The sequence below is a fragment of the Albidovulum sediminicola genome (assembly GCF_025751575.1).
GTDB lineage: Bacteria > Pseudomonadota > Alphaproteobacteria > Rhodobacterales > Rhodobacteraceae > Albidovulum > Albidovulum sediminicola.
Genome location: NZ_JAOWLA010000015.1, coordinates 26,706 through 47,604, shown reverse-complemented (window position 1 = coordinate 47,604; position 20,899 = coordinate 26,706). Strand labels below are relative to the sequence as shown.

Annotated in this window: 18 protein-coding genes; 6 read left to right on the top strand and 12 right to left on the bottom strand. The window is 67.5% G+C overall.

Annotated elements, in window-relative coordinates; translation table 11 throughout:
• Positions 1 to 68: 68 nt before the first annotated feature.
• The 4 genes from OE647_RS15205 to OE647_RS15190 are packed head-to-tail and all read right to left on the bottom strand — an operon-like array spanning position 69 to position 3,713.
• Positions 69 to 1,205 carry an ABC transporter permease gene (locus OE647_RS15205; RefSeq protein ID WP_263722608.1) on the bottom strand — a complete coding sequence of 379 codons (1,137 nt, stop codon included), beginning with the start codon at positions 1,203 to 1,205 and terminating at the stop codon, positions 69 to 71.
• Entirely contained in the window at positions 1,202 to 2,128 is a 927-nt protein-coding gene (locus OE647_RS15200) for an ABC transporter ATP-binding protein (RefSeq protein WP_263722607.1), read from the bottom strand. Before OE647_RS15200 ends, OE647_RS15205 begins: the two co-directional genes overlap by 4 nt.
• Entirely contained in the window at positions 2,125 to 3,072 is a 948-nt protein-coding gene (locus OE647_RS15195) for an HlyD family secretion protein (protein ID WP_263722606.1), read from the bottom strand. Before OE647_RS15195 ends, OE647_RS15200 begins: the two co-directional genes overlap by 4 nt.
• Positions 3,069 to 3,713 (bottom strand): CerR family C-terminal domain-containing protein, encoded by a 645-nt coding sequence (locus tag OE647_RS15190; RefSeq protein ID WP_263722605.1) that lies wholly within the window; start codon positions 3,711 to 3,713, stop codon positions 3,069 to 3,071. The genes OE647_RS15195 and OE647_RS15190 overlap by 4 nt, the downstream gene beginning before the upstream one ends.
• A gap of 126 nt (positions 3,714 to 3,839) precedes the next feature.
• On the opposite strand from OE647_RS15190, the gene lysA reads away from it, so the two are divergent.
• Complete coding sequence (lysA, locus tag OE647_RS15185) at positions 3,840 to 5,105, top strand: diaminopimelate decarboxylase (RefSeq protein ID WP_263722604.1); 1,266 nt, start codon at positions 3,840 to 3,842, stop codon at positions 5,103 to 5,105.
• Positions 5,106 to 5,142: 37 nt separating this feature from the next.
• Positions 5,143 to 7,716 carry a TIGR02302 family protein gene (locus OE647_RS15180; RefSeq protein WP_263722603.1) on the top strand — a complete coding sequence of 858 codons (2,574 nt, stop codon included), beginning with the start codon at positions 5,143 to 5,145 and terminating at the stop codon, positions 7,714 to 7,716.
• Positions 7,717 to 7,747: 31 nt separating this feature from the next.
• Here the strand turns inward: OE647_RS15180 and OE647_RS15175 are convergent, their stop codons facing one another.
• Positions 7,748 to 8,674: a zinc-ribbon domain-containing protein gene (locus tag OE647_RS15175; RefSeq protein ID WP_263722602.1), complete on the bottom strand. Its 927-nt coding sequence runs from the start codon at positions 8,672 to 8,674 to the stop codon at positions 7,748 to 7,750.
• Positions 8,675 to 8,841: 167 nt separating this feature from the next.
• Between OE647_RS15175 and OE647_RS15170 the strand changes: the two genes are divergently transcribed.
• Genes OE647_RS15170 through OE647_RS15160 form a run of 3 tightly spaced genes read left to right on the top strand, consistent with a single transcriptional unit; the run spans position 8,842 to position 11,160 of the window.
• The gene (locus OE647_RS15170) at positions 8,842 to 9,513 is read left to right on the top strand and encodes a cell division ATP-binding protein FtsE (protein WP_263722601.1); all 672 of its coding nucleotides are present in this window, start codon (positions 8,842 to 8,844) and stop codon (positions 9,511 to 9,513) included.
• Positions 9,513 to 10,412, top strand: coding sequence for a cell division protein FtsX (locus OE647_RS15165; protein WP_263722600.1), 900 nt, complete (start codon positions 9,513 to 9,515; stop codon positions 10,410 to 10,412). Before OE647_RS15170 ends, OE647_RS15165 begins: the two co-directional genes overlap by 1 nt.
• A 10-nt stretch (positions 10,413 to 10,422) precedes the next feature.
• Positions 10,423 to 11,160, top strand: a complete 738-nt coding sequence (locus OE647_RS15160; RefSeq protein ID WP_263722599.1) for a lysophospholipid acyltransferase family protein — start codon at positions 10,423 to 10,425, stop codon at positions 11,158 to 11,160.
• Positions 11,161 to 11,267: 107 nt separating this feature from the next.
• Here the strand turns inward: OE647_RS15160 and OE647_RS15155 are convergent, their stop codons facing one another.
• The 5 genes from OE647_RS15155 to OE647_RS15135 all read right to left on the bottom strand — a co-directional run bounded on the left by OE647_RS15155 (position 11,268) and on the right by OE647_RS15135 (position 15,982).
• Positions 11,268 to 12,227 (bottom strand): acetyl-CoA carboxylase carboxyltransferase subunit alpha, encoded by a 960-nt coding sequence (locus tag OE647_RS15155; RefSeq protein WP_263722598.1) that lies wholly within the window; start codon positions 12,225 to 12,227, stop codon positions 11,268 to 11,270.
• A 68-nt stretch (positions 12,228 to 12,295) separates the two neighbouring features.
• Positions 12,296 to 13,252 carry an L-malyl-CoA/beta-methylmalyl-CoA lyase gene (locus OE647_RS15150; RefSeq protein WP_263722597.1) on the bottom strand — a complete coding sequence of 319 codons (957 nt, stop codon included), beginning with the start codon at positions 13,250 to 13,252 and terminating at the stop codon, positions 12,296 to 12,298.
• A gap of 225 nt (positions 13,253 to 13,477) precedes the next feature.
• Positions 13,478 to 13,741 carry a hypothetical protein gene (locus OE647_RS15145; protein WP_263722596.1) on the bottom strand — a complete coding sequence of 88 codons (264 nt, stop codon included), beginning with the start codon at positions 13,739 to 13,741 and terminating at the stop codon, positions 13,478 to 13,480.
• A 103-nt stretch (positions 13,742 to 13,844) separates the two neighbouring features.
• Positions 13,845 to 14,630 (bottom strand): GGDEF domain-containing protein, encoded by a 786-nt coding sequence (locus OE647_RS15140; RefSeq protein WP_263722595.1) that lies wholly within the window; start codon positions 14,628 to 14,630, stop codon positions 13,845 to 13,847.
• Positions 14,630 to 15,982, bottom strand: a complete 1,353-nt coding sequence (locus OE647_RS15135; protein WP_263722594.1) for an outer membrane beta-barrel protein — start codon at positions 15,980 to 15,982, stop codon at positions 14,630 to 14,632. The genes OE647_RS15140 and OE647_RS15135 overlap by 1 nt, the downstream gene beginning before the upstream one ends.
• Positions 15,983 to 16,266: 284 nt before the next feature.
• Between OE647_RS15135 and OE647_RS15130 the strand changes: the two genes are divergently transcribed.
• Positions 16,267 to 17,643 (top strand): hypothetical protein, encoded by a 1,377-nt coding sequence (locus OE647_RS15130; RefSeq protein WP_263722593.1) that lies wholly within the window; start codon positions 16,267 to 16,269, stop codon positions 17,641 to 17,643.
• Here the strand turns inward: OE647_RS15130 and OE647_RS15125 are convergent.
• Both OE647_RS15125 and OE647_RS15120 read right to left on the bottom strand, forming a co-directional pair.
• Complete coding sequence (locus OE647_RS15125; protein WP_263722592.1) at positions 17,640 to 19,778, bottom strand: SEL1-like repeat protein; 2,139 nt, start codon at positions 19,776 to 19,778, stop codon at positions 17,640 to 17,642. The genes OE647_RS15130 and OE647_RS15125 overlap by 4 nt on opposite strands.
• 13 nt (positions 19,779 to 19,791) lie before the next feature.
• Positions 19,792 to 20,898, bottom strand: a complete 1,107-nt coding sequence (locus OE647_RS15120; RefSeq protein WP_263722591.1) for an alginate lyase family protein — start codon at positions 20,896 to 20,898, stop codon at positions 19,792 to 19,794.
• Position 20,899 lies beyond the last annotated feature (1 nt).

The following is a 20,899-nucleotide window of genomic DNA, read 5'->3' as shown; positions in this document are numbered from 1 at the left end:
CGTGCGGCGCCGACGGCCCCCCGCACCCGCCCGCGCCCATGTCGAGCGTTTCCGGCTAGGCCGGGCGCCTAGTCGAGCGTCCGGCGGAAGCGCATCAGCGCGAAGGCCGCAAAGCCGATCGCGAACAGCGTCAGCGCCGCCATCGGCTGCGCGACGGCGGCCATGTCGGCGCCCTTCAGCATCACCGCGCGTACGATGCGCAGGAAATGCGTGAGCGGGAATAACTCGCCCAGCGCCTGCGCCCAGCCGGGCATGCCCCGAAAGGGGAACATGAAACCCGACAGCAGGAGCGAGGGCAGGAAGTAGAAGAAGGTCAGCTGCATGGCCTGCATCTGCGTCCGCGCGACGGTCGAGAAGAGATACCCCAGGATCACCAGCGACGAGACAAAGATGAAGACGCCGCCCAGAAGAAGCGGCATTGGCCCCAGGAACGGCACGCCGAAGATCGCTTTGGCGGCGATCAGGACAACCGCGACCTGCACGGCGCCCACGCCCAGGTAGGGCAGGATCTTTCCCAGCATGATCTCAAGCGGGGTCGCGGGCATCGAAAGCAGGTTTTCCATCGTCCCTCGCTCCAGCTCTCGGGTGAGCGCCATGGCGGTCATCATCACCATGGTCATCTGCAAGATCACGCCCAAGAGGCCTGGCACGATGTTGTACTGCGTGACACCCTCAGGGTTGTAGCGGCGGTGCACCACGACCTCCAGCGCCTCGGCCGCGCTTTCCCGGGCCTGCGCCTCGATCCCCTTTTCCCGCAGCAGCGCCTCGGCGGCGACGGTCGAAAGGGTCGAGATCGCGCCGGAGGCGACCGAGGGGTCGGTGGCGTCGGCCTCGATCAGCAGGGTCGGATGGTCGCCCCGGTCCACCCGGCGCCCGAAGTCGGAGGGCAGCGTCACGACGAAGGACACGTCGCCCCGCGCGATCAGCGTCTTTGCCTCTGCGGCCGAGGCATCGGGATGGGTGAAGCGGTAATAGCCCGTCAGTTCCAGCGCCGTGACGATGGCCCGGCTGTAACGGTCCTGGGTGGGCGCGACCAGCGCGGCGGGCAGGCTTTTCGGATCGGCATTGATGGCAAAGCCGAAGAGCATGAGCTGCATAAGCGGGACGCCCAGCATCATCGCGAAGGTGATCCGGTCGCGCCGCATCTGGATCAGTTCCTTCGCCAGAAGCGCGCTGAGGCGGGTGAGGGAGAAGACCCAGGTCATCGCATATTGTCCCGCGCCGTGCCCATGAGCTGGATGAACACATCCTCAAGGCTGGTTTCGCTGGGGCTGAGCGTGCAGCCGGTTTCCGCCGCGACCGTTTCGGCGGCCCGGCGCAGCGCCACGGCATCGCGCCCGACGACGTGCAGCGTGTTGCCGAAGGGGGCAACCTGATCGACACCTGCCATCCCCCGGAACCGCTCCGCCGCCCGCGCGGTGTCCTTTCCGGACAGTACGAATGTCGTGAGCCCGGCGTCGCGCACCACCTCCGACACCGTCCCCCCGGCGACGAGCTTGCCGTAGGAGATGTAGTTGATCCGGTGGCAGCGCTCCGCCTCGTCCATGTAGTGGGTGGAGACGAGCACGGTCAGCCCCCCGGCGGCAAGCTGGTGGATCTCGTCCCAGAAATCGCGCCGTGCCTTGGGATCGACGCCTGCGGTGGGTTCATCGAGCATAAGGAGCCGGGGGCGGTGCATGATGCAGGCGGCCAGAGCGAGGCGCTGTTTCCAGCCGCCTGAGAGCGCGCCCGCAAGCTGGCCCCGCCGCGAGGTCAGACCCAGGTCGGCCAGCGTGCGCGCCACCGCGTCGCGGGCGGGCTTCAACCCGTAAAGCCCGGCGACGAAGCGCAGGTTCTCCTCAATCGTCAGATCCTCATAGAAGGAAAAGCGCTGGGTCATGTAGCCGACCTCGCGCTTGATGGCGCGGCCCTCGGTCAGGATGTCGTGGCCAAGCACCCGACCCTGCCCGGCGTCAGGGGTCAGCAGGCCGCACATCAGGCGGATCGTCGTGGTCTTGCCCGATCCGTTCGGACCCAGGAACCCCATGATCTCGCCCCGCGCGACCGAAAGAGACACGTCGTCCACGACGGCGCGCCCGCCGAAACGCTTCACCAGTCCGTGGACTTCGATGGCGGGGGCCTCGGTCATTGCCCCGAACCCGGCAGGCGCACATCGACGATCTGCCCGGGCTTCAGGCCGGCGCCATCGGCGGGCGCGGCCTCTACCAGGTAGACGAGTTTCTGGCGCGTCTCGCGGGAATAGATGACGGGCGGCGTGAACTCCGCGGTGTCGGCAACATAGGTGACGGTGGCAAGGGCCGGGCCGGGGCAGCCATCGCAGCGGATTTCGAGGCTGTCGCCGGGATGGATCAGCGCCACGAGGGGCTCAGGCACGTAAAGCCGCAGCTTGACCGCGCCGTCCGGCAGCAGCGACAGGACCGGGGCGGCGGGGCCCGCGATTTCGCCCGGCGTGCGAATCACGTCGGCCACCAGCCCCGGCGCGGGGGCCGTCAGGCGGCGCTTGGACAGTGTCCACTCCGCCCGCGACAGCGCAGCCTTCGCCCCATCGACCGTCGCCTGGGCAGCAGCGATCTGCTGGGCGCGGGCAGGCAGACGCGCGACGGCAAGGTCGGCCTCAGCCTGCGCGACGCGGGCGTGGGCAACCTCGGCCGCAGTGGCGGCATCGTCGCGCTGCGCCTCCGTCGCGGCCCCGCGCGCGGCGAGGTTTGCCAGCCGTTCGGCGGCGCGGTCGCTTTCGGCCGAGGACGCCCGCGCCGATGCAAGCGCGGCTTCCAGGACCCGGATCTCCTCGGGTCGCCGGCCTTCCTGGAGGTTGGCAAGCTCACTCTCGGCGCGCGCCAGCGCGGCCTTGGCCTCCGCCAAGGCAATCTCCGCATCCTGCCGCTCCAGATCCGCCAACACGGTCCCGGCCGCCACGCGATCGCCACGCCGGACCGGGATCGCCGCGATCTCCGCCGTCGCGACCGGGGCGATCAGGACGTACTCGCCTTCCACATAACCGGTCGCGAAGGGCGGCGGCGGGGTGCAGGCCGTGAAAAGCGAGGCGACAAGGGGGATCGAGCACAGGATCATGGCGCTGGCCTTTCGGCAAGGATGGCACGCAGGTGCAGGGTGAGCCGGTCGGCGATCTTTTCCGCCTCGGCCGGGCCGATTTCGGACCAGCCCAGACGGCGTTCCACGATGGGGCGGCCGATGCGGAAGTAGATCGCCTGCCCGATGAAGGCGAAGACCGAAATCCGCACGTCCTCGCTTTCAGGGTCTTGGCCGGTCGCGGCGGCCCAAAGCGCGCAGACCGCGCGGTGGCGGGGCTCGATCAGGTCCTGATAGACATCGGCGAGGCCCGGTCCCGCCTCAGCGATCTCGCGCAGCATGAAGGCGACGAGGTCGGCCGATTCCTTCGCGGTGGTCAGGAAGAAGACAAGCGCGCGCAGCATGCCTTCAAGCTGTCGCGCCGCGGCCTCGGGGGTGCCGGGGATGCTGTCGGCCCCGGACAGGACCGCGCGCATGCGCCGCGCGACTTCCTTCAGGCAGGCGTGGCGCAGCCCCTCCTTGCCGCCGAAGTGATAGGCGATGGAGGCAACGTTCGCGCCCGCCCGTGCCGCCAGGTCGCGGGTCGAGGTCGCGGCGAAACCGTTACGCCCAAAAAGGTGCAGGCCCGCAGCGATCAACGCGGCCTGCGTCCCCTCGGGCGCCGGAAGGGGGGTGTCGGTCATGGGGCCTCCGAGTCGCAGCAACTTTAATCAAACGATTGATTGATTTCAACCTGCCTCAGGACGCTTTCCTTCGCGTCACGGATCGACTAAGCCTCGGCCCCGAATTGGGAACGAGGGTGCGCGACCATGGACCATTTCCTTTACCGCGACGGTGTCCTTCACGCCGAGGACGTGGCGATCCCCGAGATCGCAGCCGCCGTGGGCACGCCCTTCTATGTCTATTCCACCGCCACGCTCGAACGGCATTACCGGCTTTTCGAGGAGGCGCTGTCGCCCCTGCCGCACCTGGTCTGCTTCGCGGTGAAATCCAACGGCAATGTCGCGGTCCTGAAGACGCTGGCGCGGCTCGGGGCGGGGATGGACGTGGTCTCGGGCGGGGAATACCTGCGCGCCAAGGCGGCCGGCGTTCCGGGCGAACGCATCGTCTTTTCCGGCGTCGGCAAGACCCGGGCCGAAATGCGCCAGGCGCTTGAGGGCGGCATCCGCCAGTTCAACGTCGAAAGCGAGCCGGAGCTTCTGGCGCTGTCCGAGGTCGCCTCGGCTCTCGGCGCTGTGGCGCCCATCGCCATCCGCGTGAACCCGGACGTGGACGCGAAGACCCATGAAAAGATCGCCACCGGCAAGAAGGAAAACAAGTTCGGCATCCCGATCGCCCGCGCGCGGGAAGTCTATGCCGAGGCCGCCCGCCTGCCCGGGATCAATATCGTGGGCATCGATGTTCACATCGGCAGCCAGCTGACCGATCTGGAGCCCTTCGAACTCGCCTATACCAAGGTCGCCGAACTGACACGCGCGCTGCGCGCTGACGGCCATACGATCACGCGGCTCGACCTCGGCGGCGGGCTCGGCATCCCCTACGAACGCTCCAACTCGGCCCCGCCGCTTCCGGTGGAATACGGCGCGCTGATCAAGCGCACCGTCGGCGACCTGGGCTGCGAGGTCGAGATCGAGCCGGGGCGGCTGATTTCGGGCAACGCGGGGCTGCTGGTCGCCTCGGTCATCTACCTCAAGCACGGTGAGGGCCGGGATTTCCTGATCCTCGACGCGGCGATGAACGACCTCGTGCGGCCCTCGATGTATGGCGCGCATCACGACATCGTCCCTGTGATCGAGCCCGCGCCGGGCCTGGAGCCCCAGCCCTGCGACATCGTGGGCCCGGTCTGCGAGACCGGCGACACCTTCGCCAAGGCGCGGCCCCTGCCGCCGCTCGAGCCGGACGATCTGGTGGCCTTCCGCTCCGCCGGGGCCTATGGCGCGGTCATGGCGTCGGAATACAACACCCGCCCGCTTGTGCCCGAAGTGCTCGTCCATGGGGATCAATTCGCCGTCATCCGCGCCCGTCCGAGCTTTGACGAGATCATAAAGCGCGATAGCATCCCCGAGTGGCTCTGACGCGCAGGCCCGCGCGGTCGCGTCACGGACGGGGAGAATGACGCAACAGACACCGACCCCAGGCCCCGCGATGCGGGACATCCGCTGGCCGCTTCGCATCACGCGGGCGGGCATGGCGGCCGAGCGCATCACGCGCGGCTTCTGGCCTGTCTGGACGATCCTGTCCTCGCTGATCGCGGCGCTGGCCTTCGGGCTTCAGGATCGCCTGTCAGTCGAGGTGTTCTGGATCGGTTCGGTCCTCTGCCTGCTTCTGCTTGGGACGAGCCTTTGGCGGGGCGCCCGCCAGTTCCATTGGCCGAGCCGGGACGAGGCGGCGGCGCGACTGGACGCCACCCTGCCCGGCCGCCCGATCGCGACCCTGACGGACCATCAGGCGGTGGGCGACCAGGACCCCGAAAGCGCGAAGGTCTGGCGGGCACATCTGGACCGGATGGCGGCGCGGCTGTCCGGGGCGCGGCCCGTCGCGCCGGATCTGCGGATTGCGCGGCGCGATCCCTACGCGCTGCGCTATGCCGCGCTGACGGCGCTGGTCATGGCGCTGCTTTTCGGCTCGATCTGGAAGGTCGGCAGCGTCGCGACCGGCGCGACGGGACCTGCGGGCGCATCCATTCCCGCCGGTCCCTCCTGGGAAGCCTGGCTGGAGCCACCCCGCTACACAGGCAAGCCCAGCCTGTATCTCAATACGATCGAAGCCGAAGGCGTCACCGTGCCCGAGGGCACCCGCGTGACCGTCCGGCTTTATGCCCCGGCGAGCGAGCTTTCTCTGTTCGAAAGCGTCTCTGGCCGCGACGCGGCGGGGGAACCGCCGGGCGACAGCACGGCCGCGATCCCCGTCCGCGCCTATGATTTCGAGGCCGCGCGCTCCGGCACCCTCAGCATCTCCGGCGACGGGGGCCGGGAATGGCAGCTGACCGTCTCCCCCGACACGTCCCCAAGCGTCGAGTTCGCGGGCGCGATCAACCGCCAGGCGGACGGGGTCATGTCGCAGCCTTTCACCGCGCGGGACGACTACGCCGTCCTGCGCGGGCGCGCGGAATTCACGCTGGACACGGACCGGCTCGACCGGCGCCACGGCCTTGCCACGGACCCGGAACCGCAGGAAACCCTGGTCTACGACCTGCCGCTGCCCTTCGCGGGAAGCCGCGCCGACTTCACCGAAACGCTGGTCGAGGATGCCTCGAAGCATGTCTGGTCCAACCTGCCGGTCCGCATGCGCCTGTTCGTCGAGGATTCCCGCGGCCAGTTCGGCCAGAGTGATCTGCGAGACATCCTGCTGCCGGGGCGGCGCTTCTTCGACCCGCTCGCCGCTGCCGTCGCGGAGATGCGGCGCGATATCTTGTGGTCGCGCGAAAACGGCAGGCGCTCCGCCCAGATCCTGCGTGCCATCACCCACCGGCCAGAGGGCTTCATTCGCAATGAACGCGCCTATCTGATGCTGCGGGTCGCGATGCGGCGGCTTGACGGCGGGCTCGCCCAAGGGTTGCTGACACCCACGATGCGCGACGAGATCGCCGAGGCCTTGTGGGAGGTCGCGATCCTGATCGAGGACGGCGGGCTTTCGGATGCGCTCGAAAAGATGCGGCAGGCGCAGGAACGGCTGTCCGAGGCGATCCGCAACGGTGCCAGCCCGGACGAGATCCAGAAGCTGATGGACGACCTCAAGCAGGCGACCAACGACTACATCCGCGAGCTTGCCGAAAACGCCCAGCGTCAGGACAATACCGACGAACCCGACCGGCGTGCGGAAAACGGTCAGACGATGACCGGCGACCAGCTTCAGCAGATGATGGACGAGATCCAGCGCCTGATGGAAGAAGGCCGCATGGCCGAGGCGCAGGAGCTGCTCGACCAGCTCAGCCGGATGATGGAGAATATGCAAGTTACCCAAGGCGAAGGCGGCGAGGGCGAGCAATCCCCCGGCGGTCAGTCGATGCGGGACCTTCAGCAGACCCTGCGCGGGCAGCAGCAGCTTTCCGACGAGGCGTTCCGCAGGCTTCAACAGGGCGGGCGCGGCGGCGACCAGCAGCAGGCCCGCCCCGGGCAGCCGGGCGGCGAAGGCGAGGGAACCGCCGAACAGACCGACCCGCGCGGCGGCACGGGCGAGGGCGACCCGCGCAGCCTGGCCGAACGCCAGCGGGCGCTGCGCGACCAGCTGGCCGAGCAGCAAGGCCGCCTGCCCGATACCGGCGGCGGAGATCTGGACGAGGCGGCCCGCCAGGCCCTGCGCGACGCCGGTCGGGCGATGGAGGACGCCGAGGGCGCGCTGCGCGACGGCGACATGGCTGGTGCGCTGGACCGCCAGGCAGAGGCAATCCGCAACCTGCGGGAGGGCCTGCGTTCGCTGGGCGAGGCGCTGGCCCAGAACCGCCCGGACCAGCCGGGCAACCAGGGGCAGGCGCAGGCCGATGGCACGCGCGAGGTGCCGCGCGATCCGCTGGGCCGGACGGCGGGCAGCATTGGCGGCATCGATTCCGGCCAGAACATGCTGCAGGACAAGGACGTTTACCGTCGCGCGATCGACCTGCTCGACGAATTGCGCCGCCGTTCGAACGACCGAACCCGTCCGCAACTGGAACTGGATTATCTCAGACGCTTGCTGGACCGGTTCTGACCAAGGTCACGGCCGGGCCGAGCGCCACCTGTTAGCGGTCGGGTCCGCCCATCGCTTCCGCTGCGGCGAGGACAACCGTCTCAAGCCAGCGGCGGAACCCGTCAACGGCCTCGACATAGGCCGCCATCCGGTCTTCGCTGCCCGGGAAGGCGCCCACGATGGCCGGGGCCAGCGCGTAAAGCAGCACCAGCGTCGCGACCGCGGCCAGCGCGCTGATCAGGCCAAAGCGAAAGGCGCCGCGATGGCGGCGCAGGTTCTGGGGCGCGTCCTTCAGCACCGCATCATCGGCACGGCCAGAGGTCGAGCGCAGGGTCGAGTTGATCTGCTCGATATCGGGCAGAAGCTCCTTGCGGGACTGGCGATCGTCTTCCTCCGCCCCATCAACTGCGGCTTCGACCACCAGCGCGGGGGCGGGCTCTGCCGCCGGTTCCGGCTGAGCCTCCTCCGCCGCGCGGATATCCATGCTGCGTTCGGGGGCGGGTTCATGATGGGGCACGGCCGGTGCTGTGGCGGTCCCCTCGGCAACGCGGGCCTGCGTTTCACGCTCCGCCTCTTCGCGCAGGACGCTCAGCGTGGCCTCGTCAATTGCGCGCCGTTTGAAGACCGGCTCAGCCGCCGGGGCTTCGGCCTGGGGCTCAGGTTCCGCTGGCTGCGGGTCCGGTTCGGCCTGGACCGCTGCCGCTAGCGCTGGCGCGGGTTCGGGCTCCGACGACGGGATTTCTTCCGGCTCTGACGCGCGCGGCTCTTGGGCGGGGGCGTCTGACGCACCGGCAAGATCGGTGCTTTCCGACCATTCCATCGCCGCGCGGCTGGCCTCCGCCTCTGCCGTCAGAGCGGCCGCGCTTTTCTGAAACCACGCCGTCCCGCAGTCGGAACATTGGACATCTCGCCCAGCTGCGGGAATGAGGCTGTCCTCAATCTCGTACTGCGCGCCGCATTTGGGGCATACCAGCCGCATCTTGTCACCCGATTTACTGCCCGAGCCCGAACGCTCATCGCCATTCTGGCCTTTGTTGTTAGCCTGTTGTAGCAAGCATGGCGCCGCGATCCAAGCATTTGCGATGCATGGCGGCCAAACGGGCGGGCACCGGGGCCGGAATGTCACGCCATCAACGGAGGTTTAGGGTGATCGAACTGCGCGACGCAAGCTACGGCTACGCTGGCAGAACGCTGCTTTCGGATATGACCTTGACCCTGCCGCCGGGGTCTTTCCACTTCCTGACGGGCCCGTCCGGCGCCGGCAAGACGACCTTTCTGAAGCTTTGTTACGGCGAGCTTCGCCCGGTTTCAGGCAGCCTTTCGGTCTTTGGCGAAGAGCTCGCGCGGCTCTCTCGCGACGGGCTGGCCGGGATGCGGCGGCGGATTGGCTTCGTGCATCAGGACTGCGAATTCCTCGACCACCTTCCGCTTGCGGAAAATGTGGCCCTTCCGCTGGTCATCGCGGGCCGCCCGGTGGTGGCGGAAGAACTCAGGGAGCTTCTGGCCTGGGTCGGCCTGCGCAGCCGCGGCGAGGCGCTGCCGCCGGAGCTTTCGGGGGGCGAGCGCCAGCGCGGCGCCCTGGCCCGGGCGATCGTCACCTCGCCCGATGTCATCCTCGCCGACGAGCCGACCGGCAACCTCGACTGGGAAATGTCGCAGCGGCTTCTCTCGCTGCTGATCGAGCTGAACAAGATGGGCAAGACCGTGTTGATCGCCACCCATGACCTGAACCTGATCAGAACCGCGAAGGCGCAGGTTTCGGCCCGGGTTCTGAGGATCAAGGACCGGCGGCTGCAACTGGCGGGGGCGGATCTGTGATGACCCTGCCGCCCTTCCTGTCGCGCCGCCCGAAGCTGGCCCCGTGGATCGACCGGATCGTCCCGCCCTCCGGCAGCAGCGCCACGCTGACGGTTTTCACCGCGGGCGCGATGGCCTTCCTCGCGGTCTTCGCGCTGGCGCTGGCGCTTTCGGCGAACCGCCTGGCCGACAGCTGGTCCGCCGCGCTGCTCGATACCGCAACGGTGCGGATCTCCGCCGCGCCCGAGCAGGCCGAAACCCAGGTCAAGCGCGTCCTGGAGGTTCTGGAGACGACGCCCGGCGTGACCGGCGCGCGCGCGATCCCGGAGGAGGAGACCCGCGCACTGCTCGCCCCCTGGTTCGGCCCGGACCTGCCGGTCGAGTCGCTGCCGATCCCGCGTCTGGTGGAGCTTTCCACCGCGCGCGCGGGTTTCGACGGCACGGGGCTTGCGCTACGCCTTGCCGCCGAGGCGCCCGGCGCGCAGCTCGACGATCACACCCGCTGGCGCAGGCCGCTGGTTGAAACGGCACTGGGCCTCAGACGCCTTGCGGTGCTGTCGCTGATCCTGATCGGGGGCGCGACGGTTGCCATGGTGACGCTGGCTGCGCAGGCCGCACTTGCCGCGAACGGGCAGGTGATCCGCGTTTTGCGCCTGATCGGGGCGCGCGACGTGACCATCGCGCGCGCCTTCGTCCGACGCTTCACCCTTCGCAGCTTCGCGGGTGCGCTCGCCGGAACGGCGCTGGCGGGGTCGGCGGTTGCCTTCCTGCCGGTGGTCGCCGACGGTCAGGTTCTGGCGCATCTTGGATTTTCGGGCCGCGAATGGCTCTGGCCGCTGGCCGTGCCGGCGATCGCGGCCCTTGCCGCCCTTCTGGCGACCCGCGCCGCCGCACTCGGCCGGCTGAAAAGCGAAGCATGAGGCACCGAACATGAGACTTGCGCTGCAATATCTTCTCTCTGCGATCTTCATCTTCCAGATGTACCTGGCGCTTGCCATCTATGCGCTGGGTTGGCTTCCCGCGGTGCTCTGGAACAAGGACAACGCGATCCGGGCCGTTCACGGCTATACCCGCTGGGTCCGCTGGTCGGCCGCGGCCATCGTAGGTCTGCGCTCCGAAATCCGGGGGGAGGTGCCGCAGGACGAGGTGCTGATCGGGGCGAAACATCAGAGCTTCTTCGACATCATCCTGATCATCTCTGTGGTTCCCCGCCCCAGGTTCATCATGAAGAAGGAGTTGCTGTGGGCGCCGTTCGTCGGCTGGTACGCCAAGCGGCTGGGCTGCATCCCGGTCGATCGTGGGCGCGGCGGCGAGGCGATGCGCAAGATGGTGGCGGACGTCAAGGCCGCCCGGAGCGATCAGCCCGGACAGCTGATCATCTATCCTCAGGGAACGCGCGTCGCCGCAGGCGCCACCAAGCCCTACAAGGTCGGCGTCGGGGTGCTTTACGCGCAGCTCAAGCGGGACTGCGTTCCCGCGGCCACCAATGTCGGTGTGTTCTGGCCGCGCCACGGGCTCCTTAGAAAACCGGGGCTTGCCGTGGTGGAGTTCCTGCCGCGCATCCCGGCGGGCATGCGCGTCGATGCCTTCATGACCCGGATCGAACCCGCCGTCGAGGATGCCTCGAACCGGCTGATGGCGGAAGCGGGGTTCAAGATCCCGGACTAGGCCGAGGCCCCCCGGGCCCGCACCCAGCCTACGCGGTCAGGCGCGCCGGGGCGTCGGTCCGCCTCCGGCGGGGGTATTTGGACAATGAAGAAGGGGCCGGGCGGCGATCAGGCCGCGAGGCTTTTCATCCCCATCTCTAGGAATTTGCGCCGCCGGTCCTTGATGAGTTCGGCGGGCTTCTTGCCGGACAGGTCCTTCAGCATCGCCTCGATGGCCTTGCCGACGGCCTCGATCGCCTCCTTGCGGCCCCGCTGAGCGCCACCCAGGGGTTCCGGCACGATGCGGTCGATGACGCCGAGCTTGAGCAAATCCTGCGCCGTAAGACGAAGCGCCTCGGCGGCCTCGCGCATCTTCTCGGCATCCTTCCACAGGATCGAGGCGCAGCCTTCGGGCGAGATGACCGAATAGATCGAGTGTTCCAGCATCGCGACCCGGTTGGCTGTGGCAAAGGCCACCGCGCCGCCGGAACCGCCCTCGCCGATGATGATCGAGATCAGCGGCACCCCGATCTCAAGGCATTTCTGGGTCGCGCGCGCGATCGCCTCGGACTGGCCGCGCTCTTCCGCGCCCTTGCCGGGATAGGCGCCGGGCGTATCGACAAGGGTCACCACCGGCAGGCCGAAGCGATGGGCGATATCCATCAGCCGGATCGCCTTGCGGTAGCCCTCGGGACGGGCCATGCCGAAGTTTCGCTCGATCCGGGTCTTGGTGTCGTGGCCCTTTTCGTGCCCGATGACCATCACCGGCTGGTCGTTGAAGCGGGCGATGCCGCCCATCACCGCGTGGTCGTCGGCGAAGTTGCGATCGCCGGCGAGCGGCGTGAACTCGGTGAAGAGCGCCTCGATGTAATCCTTGCAGTGCGGGCGGTCGGGGTGGCGCGCGACCTGGCATTTCCGCCAGGGGTCGAGGCTCCGGTACAGGTCCTTCAGGATCTCGGCCGCCTTCCGGTCAAGGGCGGCGGCCTCCTTCTCGACGTTCATCTCCTCGTTCTTGCGGGCCAGCGCCCGAAGCTCCTCGGCCTTGCCTTCGATCTCGGCGAGGGGTTTTTCGAACTCGAGATAGTTCATGTCGCACTCCGTTCAGGACCCCGGTTATATGAAGCGAGGCCCCGGAAAATGCAACTCCGCCGGTCTTGTCAGCCGCCGATGATCTCGGCCTGCCGCACGATCACCTCCGCCTGGCGCATGGAGGCGATGTCGATCAGGCGTCCCTTGTAGGTCGCGGCCCCCTGGCCCGCGGCCTTGGCGGCCTCCATCGCGGCGAGGATTTCCCGCGCCTCGGTCACCTGAGCCTCGGACGGGGTGAACACCTCGTTCGCAAGCGCGACCTGCTTGGGGTGGATCGCCCATTTGCCGACCATACCGAGCGTCGCGGAGCGGCGCGCCTGCGCGCGGAAGCCCTCATCGTCGGAAAAGTCGCCGAAGGGGCCATCGACCGGCAGGACGCCGTGGGTCCGGCAGGCGGCGACGATGGCGGCCTGAGCCCAGTGCCAGGGGTCGGACCAATGCTTCACGCCCTCGCGGACCATATAGTAGTTTTCCTGCGTCCCGCCGATGCCGGTGGTCTGCATCCCCATTGAGGCGGCGAAGTCCGCAGCACCCAGGCTCATCGCTTGCAGACGGGGCGAGGAGGCCGCGATTTCCTCCACATGCGCGATGCCGGCGGCGGTTTCGATGATCACCTCAAGGGCGATGCGCTTCTTGCGGCCCTTGGCCGCTTCGACCGCCGTCACGAGCGCATCGACCGCGTAGACGTCGGCGGCGCAACCGACCTTCGGGATCATGATCTGGTCCAGGCGGTCAGAGGATTGTTCAAGAAGATCAACGATATCCCGGTACCAGTAGGGGGTATCGAGGCCGTTGATGCGCACCGAAAGATGCTTGCTGCCCCAATCCACGTCACCGATTGCCTGGATGATGTTGCGGCGCGCTTCGGACTTGTCACCGGGCGCGACCGAGTCCTCCAGATCGAGGTTGATGACATCGGCCGCGGAAGCCGCCATCTTTTCGAACAGCGCGGGGCGGGACCCGGGACCGAAGAGCTGGCAGCGGTTCGGACGGGCAGGCGCGGCGGGCGGAAGACGGAAGCTCATGCTGATTTCTCTCGCAAGGAAGTTTCGTGACGGGTCGTTTTGGGGATATGATATTGCGCTGCGGTGCGCAAGGCGCGTTTTGCAATTGCAGCAATTCAGCCGCGTCCTCGGCGGCCGCCCGCACGCCCTGCGAGGCATCGTGCGGGCCGCAGTCGGCGCATGGCGCCCCTTGCCGTCGCTGTACCACGGGCGCGTCGCTTGGCCCCGCCTCTGCCCCCGTTATTTTCAGTGGGTCACGGCCAACCGGCACGGCACGGCGCTCGCGGCGATGCGCGCCTTACGCGAATTACAGCGGCTCGCTTCGCGCTCAGCGCGCGCTAAGGACAGCCTGGGTTTGATGATGCACCCATCGCCCCGCACCGGGATCACGCCCCGAGCCCTTTGCGCCGACAGCTCTTTAACACGCTGCAATGAAAAGGTAATTTCAGAAATCGTTAACAAGGCACCCACTAGGAACCGTACCATCAGGATTGTTGCGGCAATTTCCATGACTCCTGGTCTTTCGGCTTCATAGATGCTGGGAAAATCGCCCAGTTCCTGAAGCCTATGAACCAGTTCTTAACAGATCGTTAACGCGCGAGGCGCCCCCCCGTCAGCGAACGACCTCGATTGAGACCCGATTCTTGCCCGCACGCTTGGCTGCAAGGGCAAGCTCACCCGCACGGATCTGGGCCTGCGCCGGGTCGGAATATGCCGGACAGTGAACCGCGCCGATGGTCACCGTGGCAGAGGTTTCCTCCGCGATGCGGGCCGACAGGCGCTTCAGGATCTTTTCGACCAAGGGCTCGGGAACGTTGACGAGGCAAAAGGCGAACTCGTCGCCGCCAACTCGGCCCGTGATGTCGCCGGCGCGGAAACTGCGATCAAGCTCGCGCGCCACACCTTTCAGGGTCCGGTCCCCCTGCTGATAGCCGCCGCCGTCGTTCAGGCGCTTCAGGTTGTCGACATCTACGACGCCGATGACGTGGCCGGTCTCCGTCCCGGAATGCGAACGGAACGCGGTGGCGGTCAGCCGCTCGAAGCCCCGCCGGTTCAGCAGTCCGGTCAGGGGATCGGTCGTCGCCTCGATCCGGAGAAGGGTTTCGCGCGTGATCTGATCGCTAAGGTCCTGCAGGAAAGCCACCACCGCGCCGTCCGCCCGCGATACGGAAAGCCGCAGCGCCTGAGCCCCGACATAAGTCGTCACGGCGCCCTGCCAGTCTTCAGCCTGACCAAAGGTCGCGAGCAGCGCCAACAGGCCCTCGCGCCCGAGGCTAAAGAGCGCCTCGTCGCCCTGGGCTCCACGCAGCGCCCCTTCAGCATCGAACAGAAGGAGGGCGAACCCCCCCGCTTGGCTCAGGCACCGCGACACGACCTCGGTCGTATCGGCGAAAACCATCAGTACTCAGCGCCCACGTTGACCCTGAAAACCGCGTCGGAGATCTGCCCCGCGCTGTTGCCAAAGGTCGTTTCGTAGCGTGCATCGGCGCCGACGTAGATGTTGTCCATCACGAAGTACTTCATGCCGACGCCAATACCCAGGGTCGTTTCGGAATCCGATCCGCCGCCCAGGGCTTCCGAGACGGTCTCCAGCGCATATTCGCCGCCGATGTCGCCGTTGATCTCCCAGCGGTCATTCAGGTTGGCGCGGGCGCCCACCTTGAATTCCTGCGTGACCTTGGCGCCGACGCCAACCGCAAGCGTGTCATCGAGCGTGGTTTCGGTCGAGGCAAAGATCGCGTAGTCGCGGCCATCGGGCGACCAGGTGGCCGAGGCGTTCACCGTCGGCACGATGATCGTATCGTAATCGTCATTGTCGAAGGACCGGATCGCGACGCCGATGCGCGCATCAGCCTCTAGCGAGCCGTCTGCGGCCGTGTGGCGGTAGCCGACGAAGGGCTCGATCGTGGTGCTGTTGCGCGCGGGGTTGTAGCTGACATCCTTCTGGAAGCTCGCGACTTCAAGTTTGACGCCGCCGAAGATCTCTCCCTCGAGCGAGAGCTTCTTTCCCGCTTCCGCGCTCGCATAGACCGTGGTCTTGTTGCGCAGCTCGTTATCGATGCCCGGAAGCCCGCCGTAGACGGCGGCGGCCGCCAGCGGATCGCCGGTCGCCTGGATGCCGTCATAGTTCACGAAGCTCAGCCCGACGGCCGCGCGCGATGTCCATTGGTCGCCCGCGTATTTGAAACCCGCCTCGACATGCCCTTCCAGCGAGGTCCGCGTCTCGGTCGGGGTCAGGCCGGGCTGCGACAGGTTGGCCTCGATCGCGTGCTCATCCTGCTTGAGGCCCGCATCGACGAAGATCGAGCTGCGGTCGCTCAGCCCGAACTCGGCCTTGCCGCGCACGAACAGGTCCACCTGGTCGTTGATCGGGTTCGAGGAATATTTGGTCAGATCAGCGCCAGCCTCGATCTTGCCCTTCACGCCGCCGGTGTTGACGCGCAGGACGGCGCGCGGCGAGGCGCTGAAGACGAAATCCGAAACCTCGGCGCCGTTGGCATCCTTGAAGATGTTGCTTTGGAACCCTGCGCCGGTCTTGCCCTCGAAGGCGAGGGTCACGGCCGAGGAGACCGGCCCCTGGCTGACCGAGGCCTCATAGGGCTGATCGGGCAGTTGCGGGATCGCGTAATCGGACGACAGGAAGGATTGCGCGAAGGACGGCGAGGCGGCGACCACACCAAGCGCGGGCGCGGCAACACAAGCCAGGAGCGCCTGGGAATAACCCAAGTGTTTCTTTCCGTTCATACCCATCTGCCCTGCTCTTTACCTCAGCCACCAACGATTACGGTGTAGCATTTTATTGCATGGTGAGTAATAACATTTCTTGAATTTATTGCCATTATTTTTTTAGCTTAAGGGTAAATGATCGCGCGGTTTGGGCAGCTGTGTGGGCCTTTTGCATCGTTTTGTGATCCGTCAGTGTCCCTGCCCGGGAAGGAGTGCTCAACGTGCTGAAATCTCTAACGATGTTGGCATTATTTTGCGCACTATCTGCTTTTTTCGGGGCAACTGAGGCCCGATCGGCCCCCGGCCGCGTGCTGGCCCAGATCGAGGCCCTGGGCAACGTCGTCGTCATGGACTACTCGCCCGGGGAACAGTCGGTGAACCTCAGCCGGATCGACCCCAGCGGGCGCCAGATTGATAGCGGCCAGTTACGGCTGAACCTCTTCGCCAATCCCCCGGAAGTCATGTTCTTTTACGCCCGGCGGGGCGGGGACATCGACCTCGTGGTCGAGGCCAGCACCCGGGACGTTCGCGAAACCGCCCTTCTGCGGCTGAGCCCCACCGGAGAGTTGCGTGACATCGCCTATACGTCGACCGGCGCGGTCATGCACGGCGCGGGCATGGTTCAGCACGGCGCGGGCGTCATCGTCGTGGGTGAGATCGGCCGGCCCGACCGTGGCGACAGCGCAGCGGCGCTCACCTATCTCGTCCCAGGGCAGGCGCCGCAGGTGGTCGTGCAGGACACGCCGCTGAGCAACGACCGCTTCCTTGCGGTATCGCGCGTATCGCCCGACCGGATCCTGGTACTGGGGGCCGCGCAGTCCGGGGCCACGCAGGCAACGGCGCAGACGGGGCTATATCTCTCGCTCTTCGATGGGCAGTTCAACGCCGTCCGCAATGTCACGCTTCCGTTTTCGACGCGTCAGGCGATGGACCGGATCTTCGCGGTGCCACTACGCGCGGCGGGCTTTCTGCTGCTGCTGCCCGACGACGACCGCGGCCCCTTTGCCTACAGGCTGATCCATATGGATGACGGCGGCTCGGTCCTGTTCGAGCAGCCGGTCGATTTCGCCATGCCCACCCGCCCCCGGGGGATCATCGACCTGCGCGACGGGCGGTTCCTCGTCGATGCCGAGATCGTCACGGCCGCGGATCCCGTGACGCCCCAGGGCCGCCTGCTGGCGCTGATGAAGGCGGGACCAAGGGCGCCGATCTTGGCCCTGAGCGATCTTTCCGCCGCGATCGTGCCGGCCAGCAAGGATCCTTCCCGGGTCGCGGATCTGATCGTCCCGACAGCGGATTCGATCTTCCTTCAGGGGCTCGACGCCAATCAGTTCGAGTTCGATCCGGGCTTCGAACATGCCGGGCTGCCCGTCGCCGGGGTGGCGGATATCCGCGTTCTGGACAGCCCCGATGAGGGCTTCACACTAAGCCAGTCGCGGCAGGGGGCCTGCATGCTGGAGTTGACCCGCCAAGGGCAGTCGGCGCCCACGGTTCTGGCGCGGCTCTCGGACCGGCTGACGGCCATCGGGTTTTCGGACAACACGCTGGCCCTTGTCGGACCCGAGATCGCGGCATCGGGCCAGCGGCTCCTGCCCCGGCTGGACCTCGTCCTCCCGCAAACGCTGAACAGCCGGCGGCTGGCGGCGCAGATCCGAAATCTCGCCGCCAGATGCGCGGGCCCCTAGAGCCCGACCGAGTAGCCCGCCGCGCGGGCCTTGGCGAGCCATTCGTCCGCGAGCCGGGTATCGACAGGCACGCCCAGGCCCTGACGGTAGAACATGCTGACCCAGTACATGGACTCGCCATTGCCGAGCTCGGCGCCGCGCTTGTAGTAGGACAGCGCCCGGCCAAGATCGATCCCGACCCCATCGCCGAAGGCATAGATCGCGCCAAGCTTTTGCGCCGCCTCGCCGTTCCCGCCCGACGCCGCCTGGTCCAGCAGCCGGCGTCCCCCTGCCCCGTCCCCGGAGGCGAAGGCGCGCTCTGCCAGCCAGATCATGGCGACGGTATCGCCATTGCGCGCGGCCTCACGATAGGCCGCCTCCGCCTGTGCGGGGTCGGAGCTTTCCAGCCCGCGCGCCTGATTGCGCAGTTCCTGCGGGTCTCCGGAAAGGCGGGCGATATCGGCGTAGTAGTCCGCAAGCGCGGTATCGACGACGCCCTTGCTGCCGTCGCGGAGTGCGCGCGCGATTTGCCCGGCCTTGGACGGGTCGCGATCGACCGCGGACTGGAAGTAGCGATTGGCCTCCACCATGTCGCGCGGCACGCCGTTGCCGGTCGCATAGGCCCAGCCCGTATCGACCAGCGCCGAGGATGACCCGCCCTTGGCCGCGCGCTCGGTCCATTGCAGCGCAAGGTCCTGGTTGGGCGCGACGCCGCGCCCGGTCCGGTACGCCTCGGCGAGCGCGTTCATCGCGGTGACGCTGCCACGGTCGGCCGCGAACTTGAAGAGCCGCACCGCCTCGGTCGGGTTGGCCGGGCCACCAAGCCCATCCCAATAGGCCTGTGCCAGGAAGACCGCGGCCGAGGTCGAGCCGCCCTTGATGCCCTTTTCCAGGTAGGTCCGCGCCTTCGTCCAGTCCTGCGCGACCCCGTTGCCCTCGGCATAGGCCCGCCCCAGATAGGCGTCCGCCTCGTTGTAGCCCGCGCGCGAGGCCGCATCGAGAAGCTTGACCGCGCCCGCATAGTCGCGCCCGACACCCTTGCCTTCGAACAGGAGCCGCCCAAGGCGCATCTTCGCCTCCGGCAGGCCGGCATTGGCCGCGGTGCGGTAGTATTTTGCCGCCGCCCCCAGGTTGCCGCCGTTTTCGCTGATCTTGCCCAGTTCCATCGCGGCCTTGGCCGAACCGCTGGCGGCCGCCGACTGGAGGTATTGCGTGGCCTGACTGCGCCGCTCGGCCGAAACGCCACCCATGCGCAGGGTCGAGGCGACGCGGCTGACCGTGGAGTCATCGTAAGAGGTCGCGCCCCTGAGATAATAAGCCAGCGCGCGATCCCGGTCGGCCTGGGTGATCGTGCCGTTGCGGTAGAGGTCGCCCAGCAGGATCACGGCGCGGCCCACATCGCGGTCGGCCCCCATCTCAAGAAGCCGCAGCGCCTTTTGCCGGTCTGCGGGCGATCCGTTCATCCACATCTCCGCAAGCTCGGTCACGGCCTTGGTCTGCCCCTGGCGCACTGCCATCGAGTAGTAGCGTTCGGATTCCGCGCGGTTCGCCGGAACGACCAACCCGTCCCGATAAAGCTGCCCCAACTGACGCGAGGCATTGGCATCCCCCTTGCGGCTGTCAGCCTGAAGTTTGGAAATGGCGGCCGACGCCAGGCGCGACGCCTCGATCGGGCTGCCGAGCGCGGGGTTCTTGCGGATCAGCGTGGCAAGGTCCAACTGCGCCCCGGCATGCCCCCCCTGGGCGGCGGCGCGCAGGTATTGCGTCGCGCGAAGCTCGTCCTTCCGCACCCCGTCGCCCTCGGCATACATCTGCCCAAGCTTGGCCTGCGCCGGGGCGTAGGTGGCCGAGGCGCTTCCCAGAAGGCCGAGCCCTTCTTGTACCCGCGAACTGTTGGTGGGCTTGCTGACGAGGATGCGGCCAAGTTCGTATTCCGCGACCATGCGCAGCTTGGGATCGCGCGCGTCGTAGATCGCCTGCCGGAGCAGCGCCTCGGCCGAGCGGGAATCGCCGCGCGTCTGGCTGGCCACGCGGGCCTCCCGGATGTCGGCGGAGGTGCGGTTTTCGACCAGGGTGACTTCGCAACCCGAAAGGCCCAGGAACGCCCCGACCACAAGCATGGACGTTCCGGCCCGAAGCGCTTTGAGTTTCGTCATCCTCGATCTCCGATCAATTGAAAAGCTTGGCAAGATCGCCCCCGAGGCTCGTGAACGCCAGAGGCTGGGGCAATTCCAGGTCGAACCCGGCTGCGAAATCCGGGTCGATCTGTTGCAGCAGAACGAACCACGCCATCTGGTGGCCCTTCGGCGCGCCATCCTCGCCGGTGAACGCGATCTGTTCCTCGCCGGTCTTTTCGGCAATCGCGCCGGGGTCGGCGACCGCATCAAGGGTCTGCGCCACAAGACGCCGCAGCGCCCCGTTGTGGTCGGCCATGACGTCCCGGCCCCGGTTCTTCTCCATCAGCGCGAGCAGCATCAGCGGGGCGAGCGCATAAAGGTGATAGTCACGGGCGCGCGTGCCCCGGTCGAGCTCCAGCGGGAGGTATCCCTCGGCCGTCACCTGCGCGAGCGCGATATCTAGCGCGCTGGTGCCCCAGGCATAGAGATCGCAGCGCCCGGTCGCGATCCCGCTCGCCGCCACTGCGGCGCCGGCCCAGTAGCGGTGATTGTTGCGCCCCGAGGGTTTGTCGTTGCGGTCGCCGAAATAGGTCACGATCTCTTCGGCCCGCGTTGCAAGCCAGGCCTCGACCTCCGTCTGTTCCAGGGGCTTGTCGTTGCGGTCGCGCACCTGAAGCCAGGCGAGCGCGATCGTGCCGACATAGATCGAACGGTGCTGCTGCGCGGTGTGGCTTTGCATGTCCGAAAGCGCATCGGCGCGGACCCATTCAACGATATAGGCGCTGGCGCAGTCGGCCGCGGATTGTGCCTGTTCCGGCTTCAGCCGGCTGGCATTGGCCGCCCGGACGACAAGCTTCTGGAACTCCCGCAGGCCTTCCATTTCCGCCTCGAAGGCGGCGGCGGCCTCCGCGTCCAGCTTGTCGCGGTTCGGGCTTTCTTGGTCGTACTTGCTTATTGCGTCGAGCGAGACCACCGGAGCCGGAGCCTCGGCGCAGTCATAGGCCTCGGGCGCGGCAGACACCGGCATGTCCCTGTCCGGAAACGGCGACCGGAGCGCCGCGACGCAGCCTCCGGTCGCGGCCAAGGGACCGGGCGCCAAGGTCAGGCCGCTGGCCGTGATCGCCATCATGACCCGTTGCCCCCACCTTGTTGCGCCCATG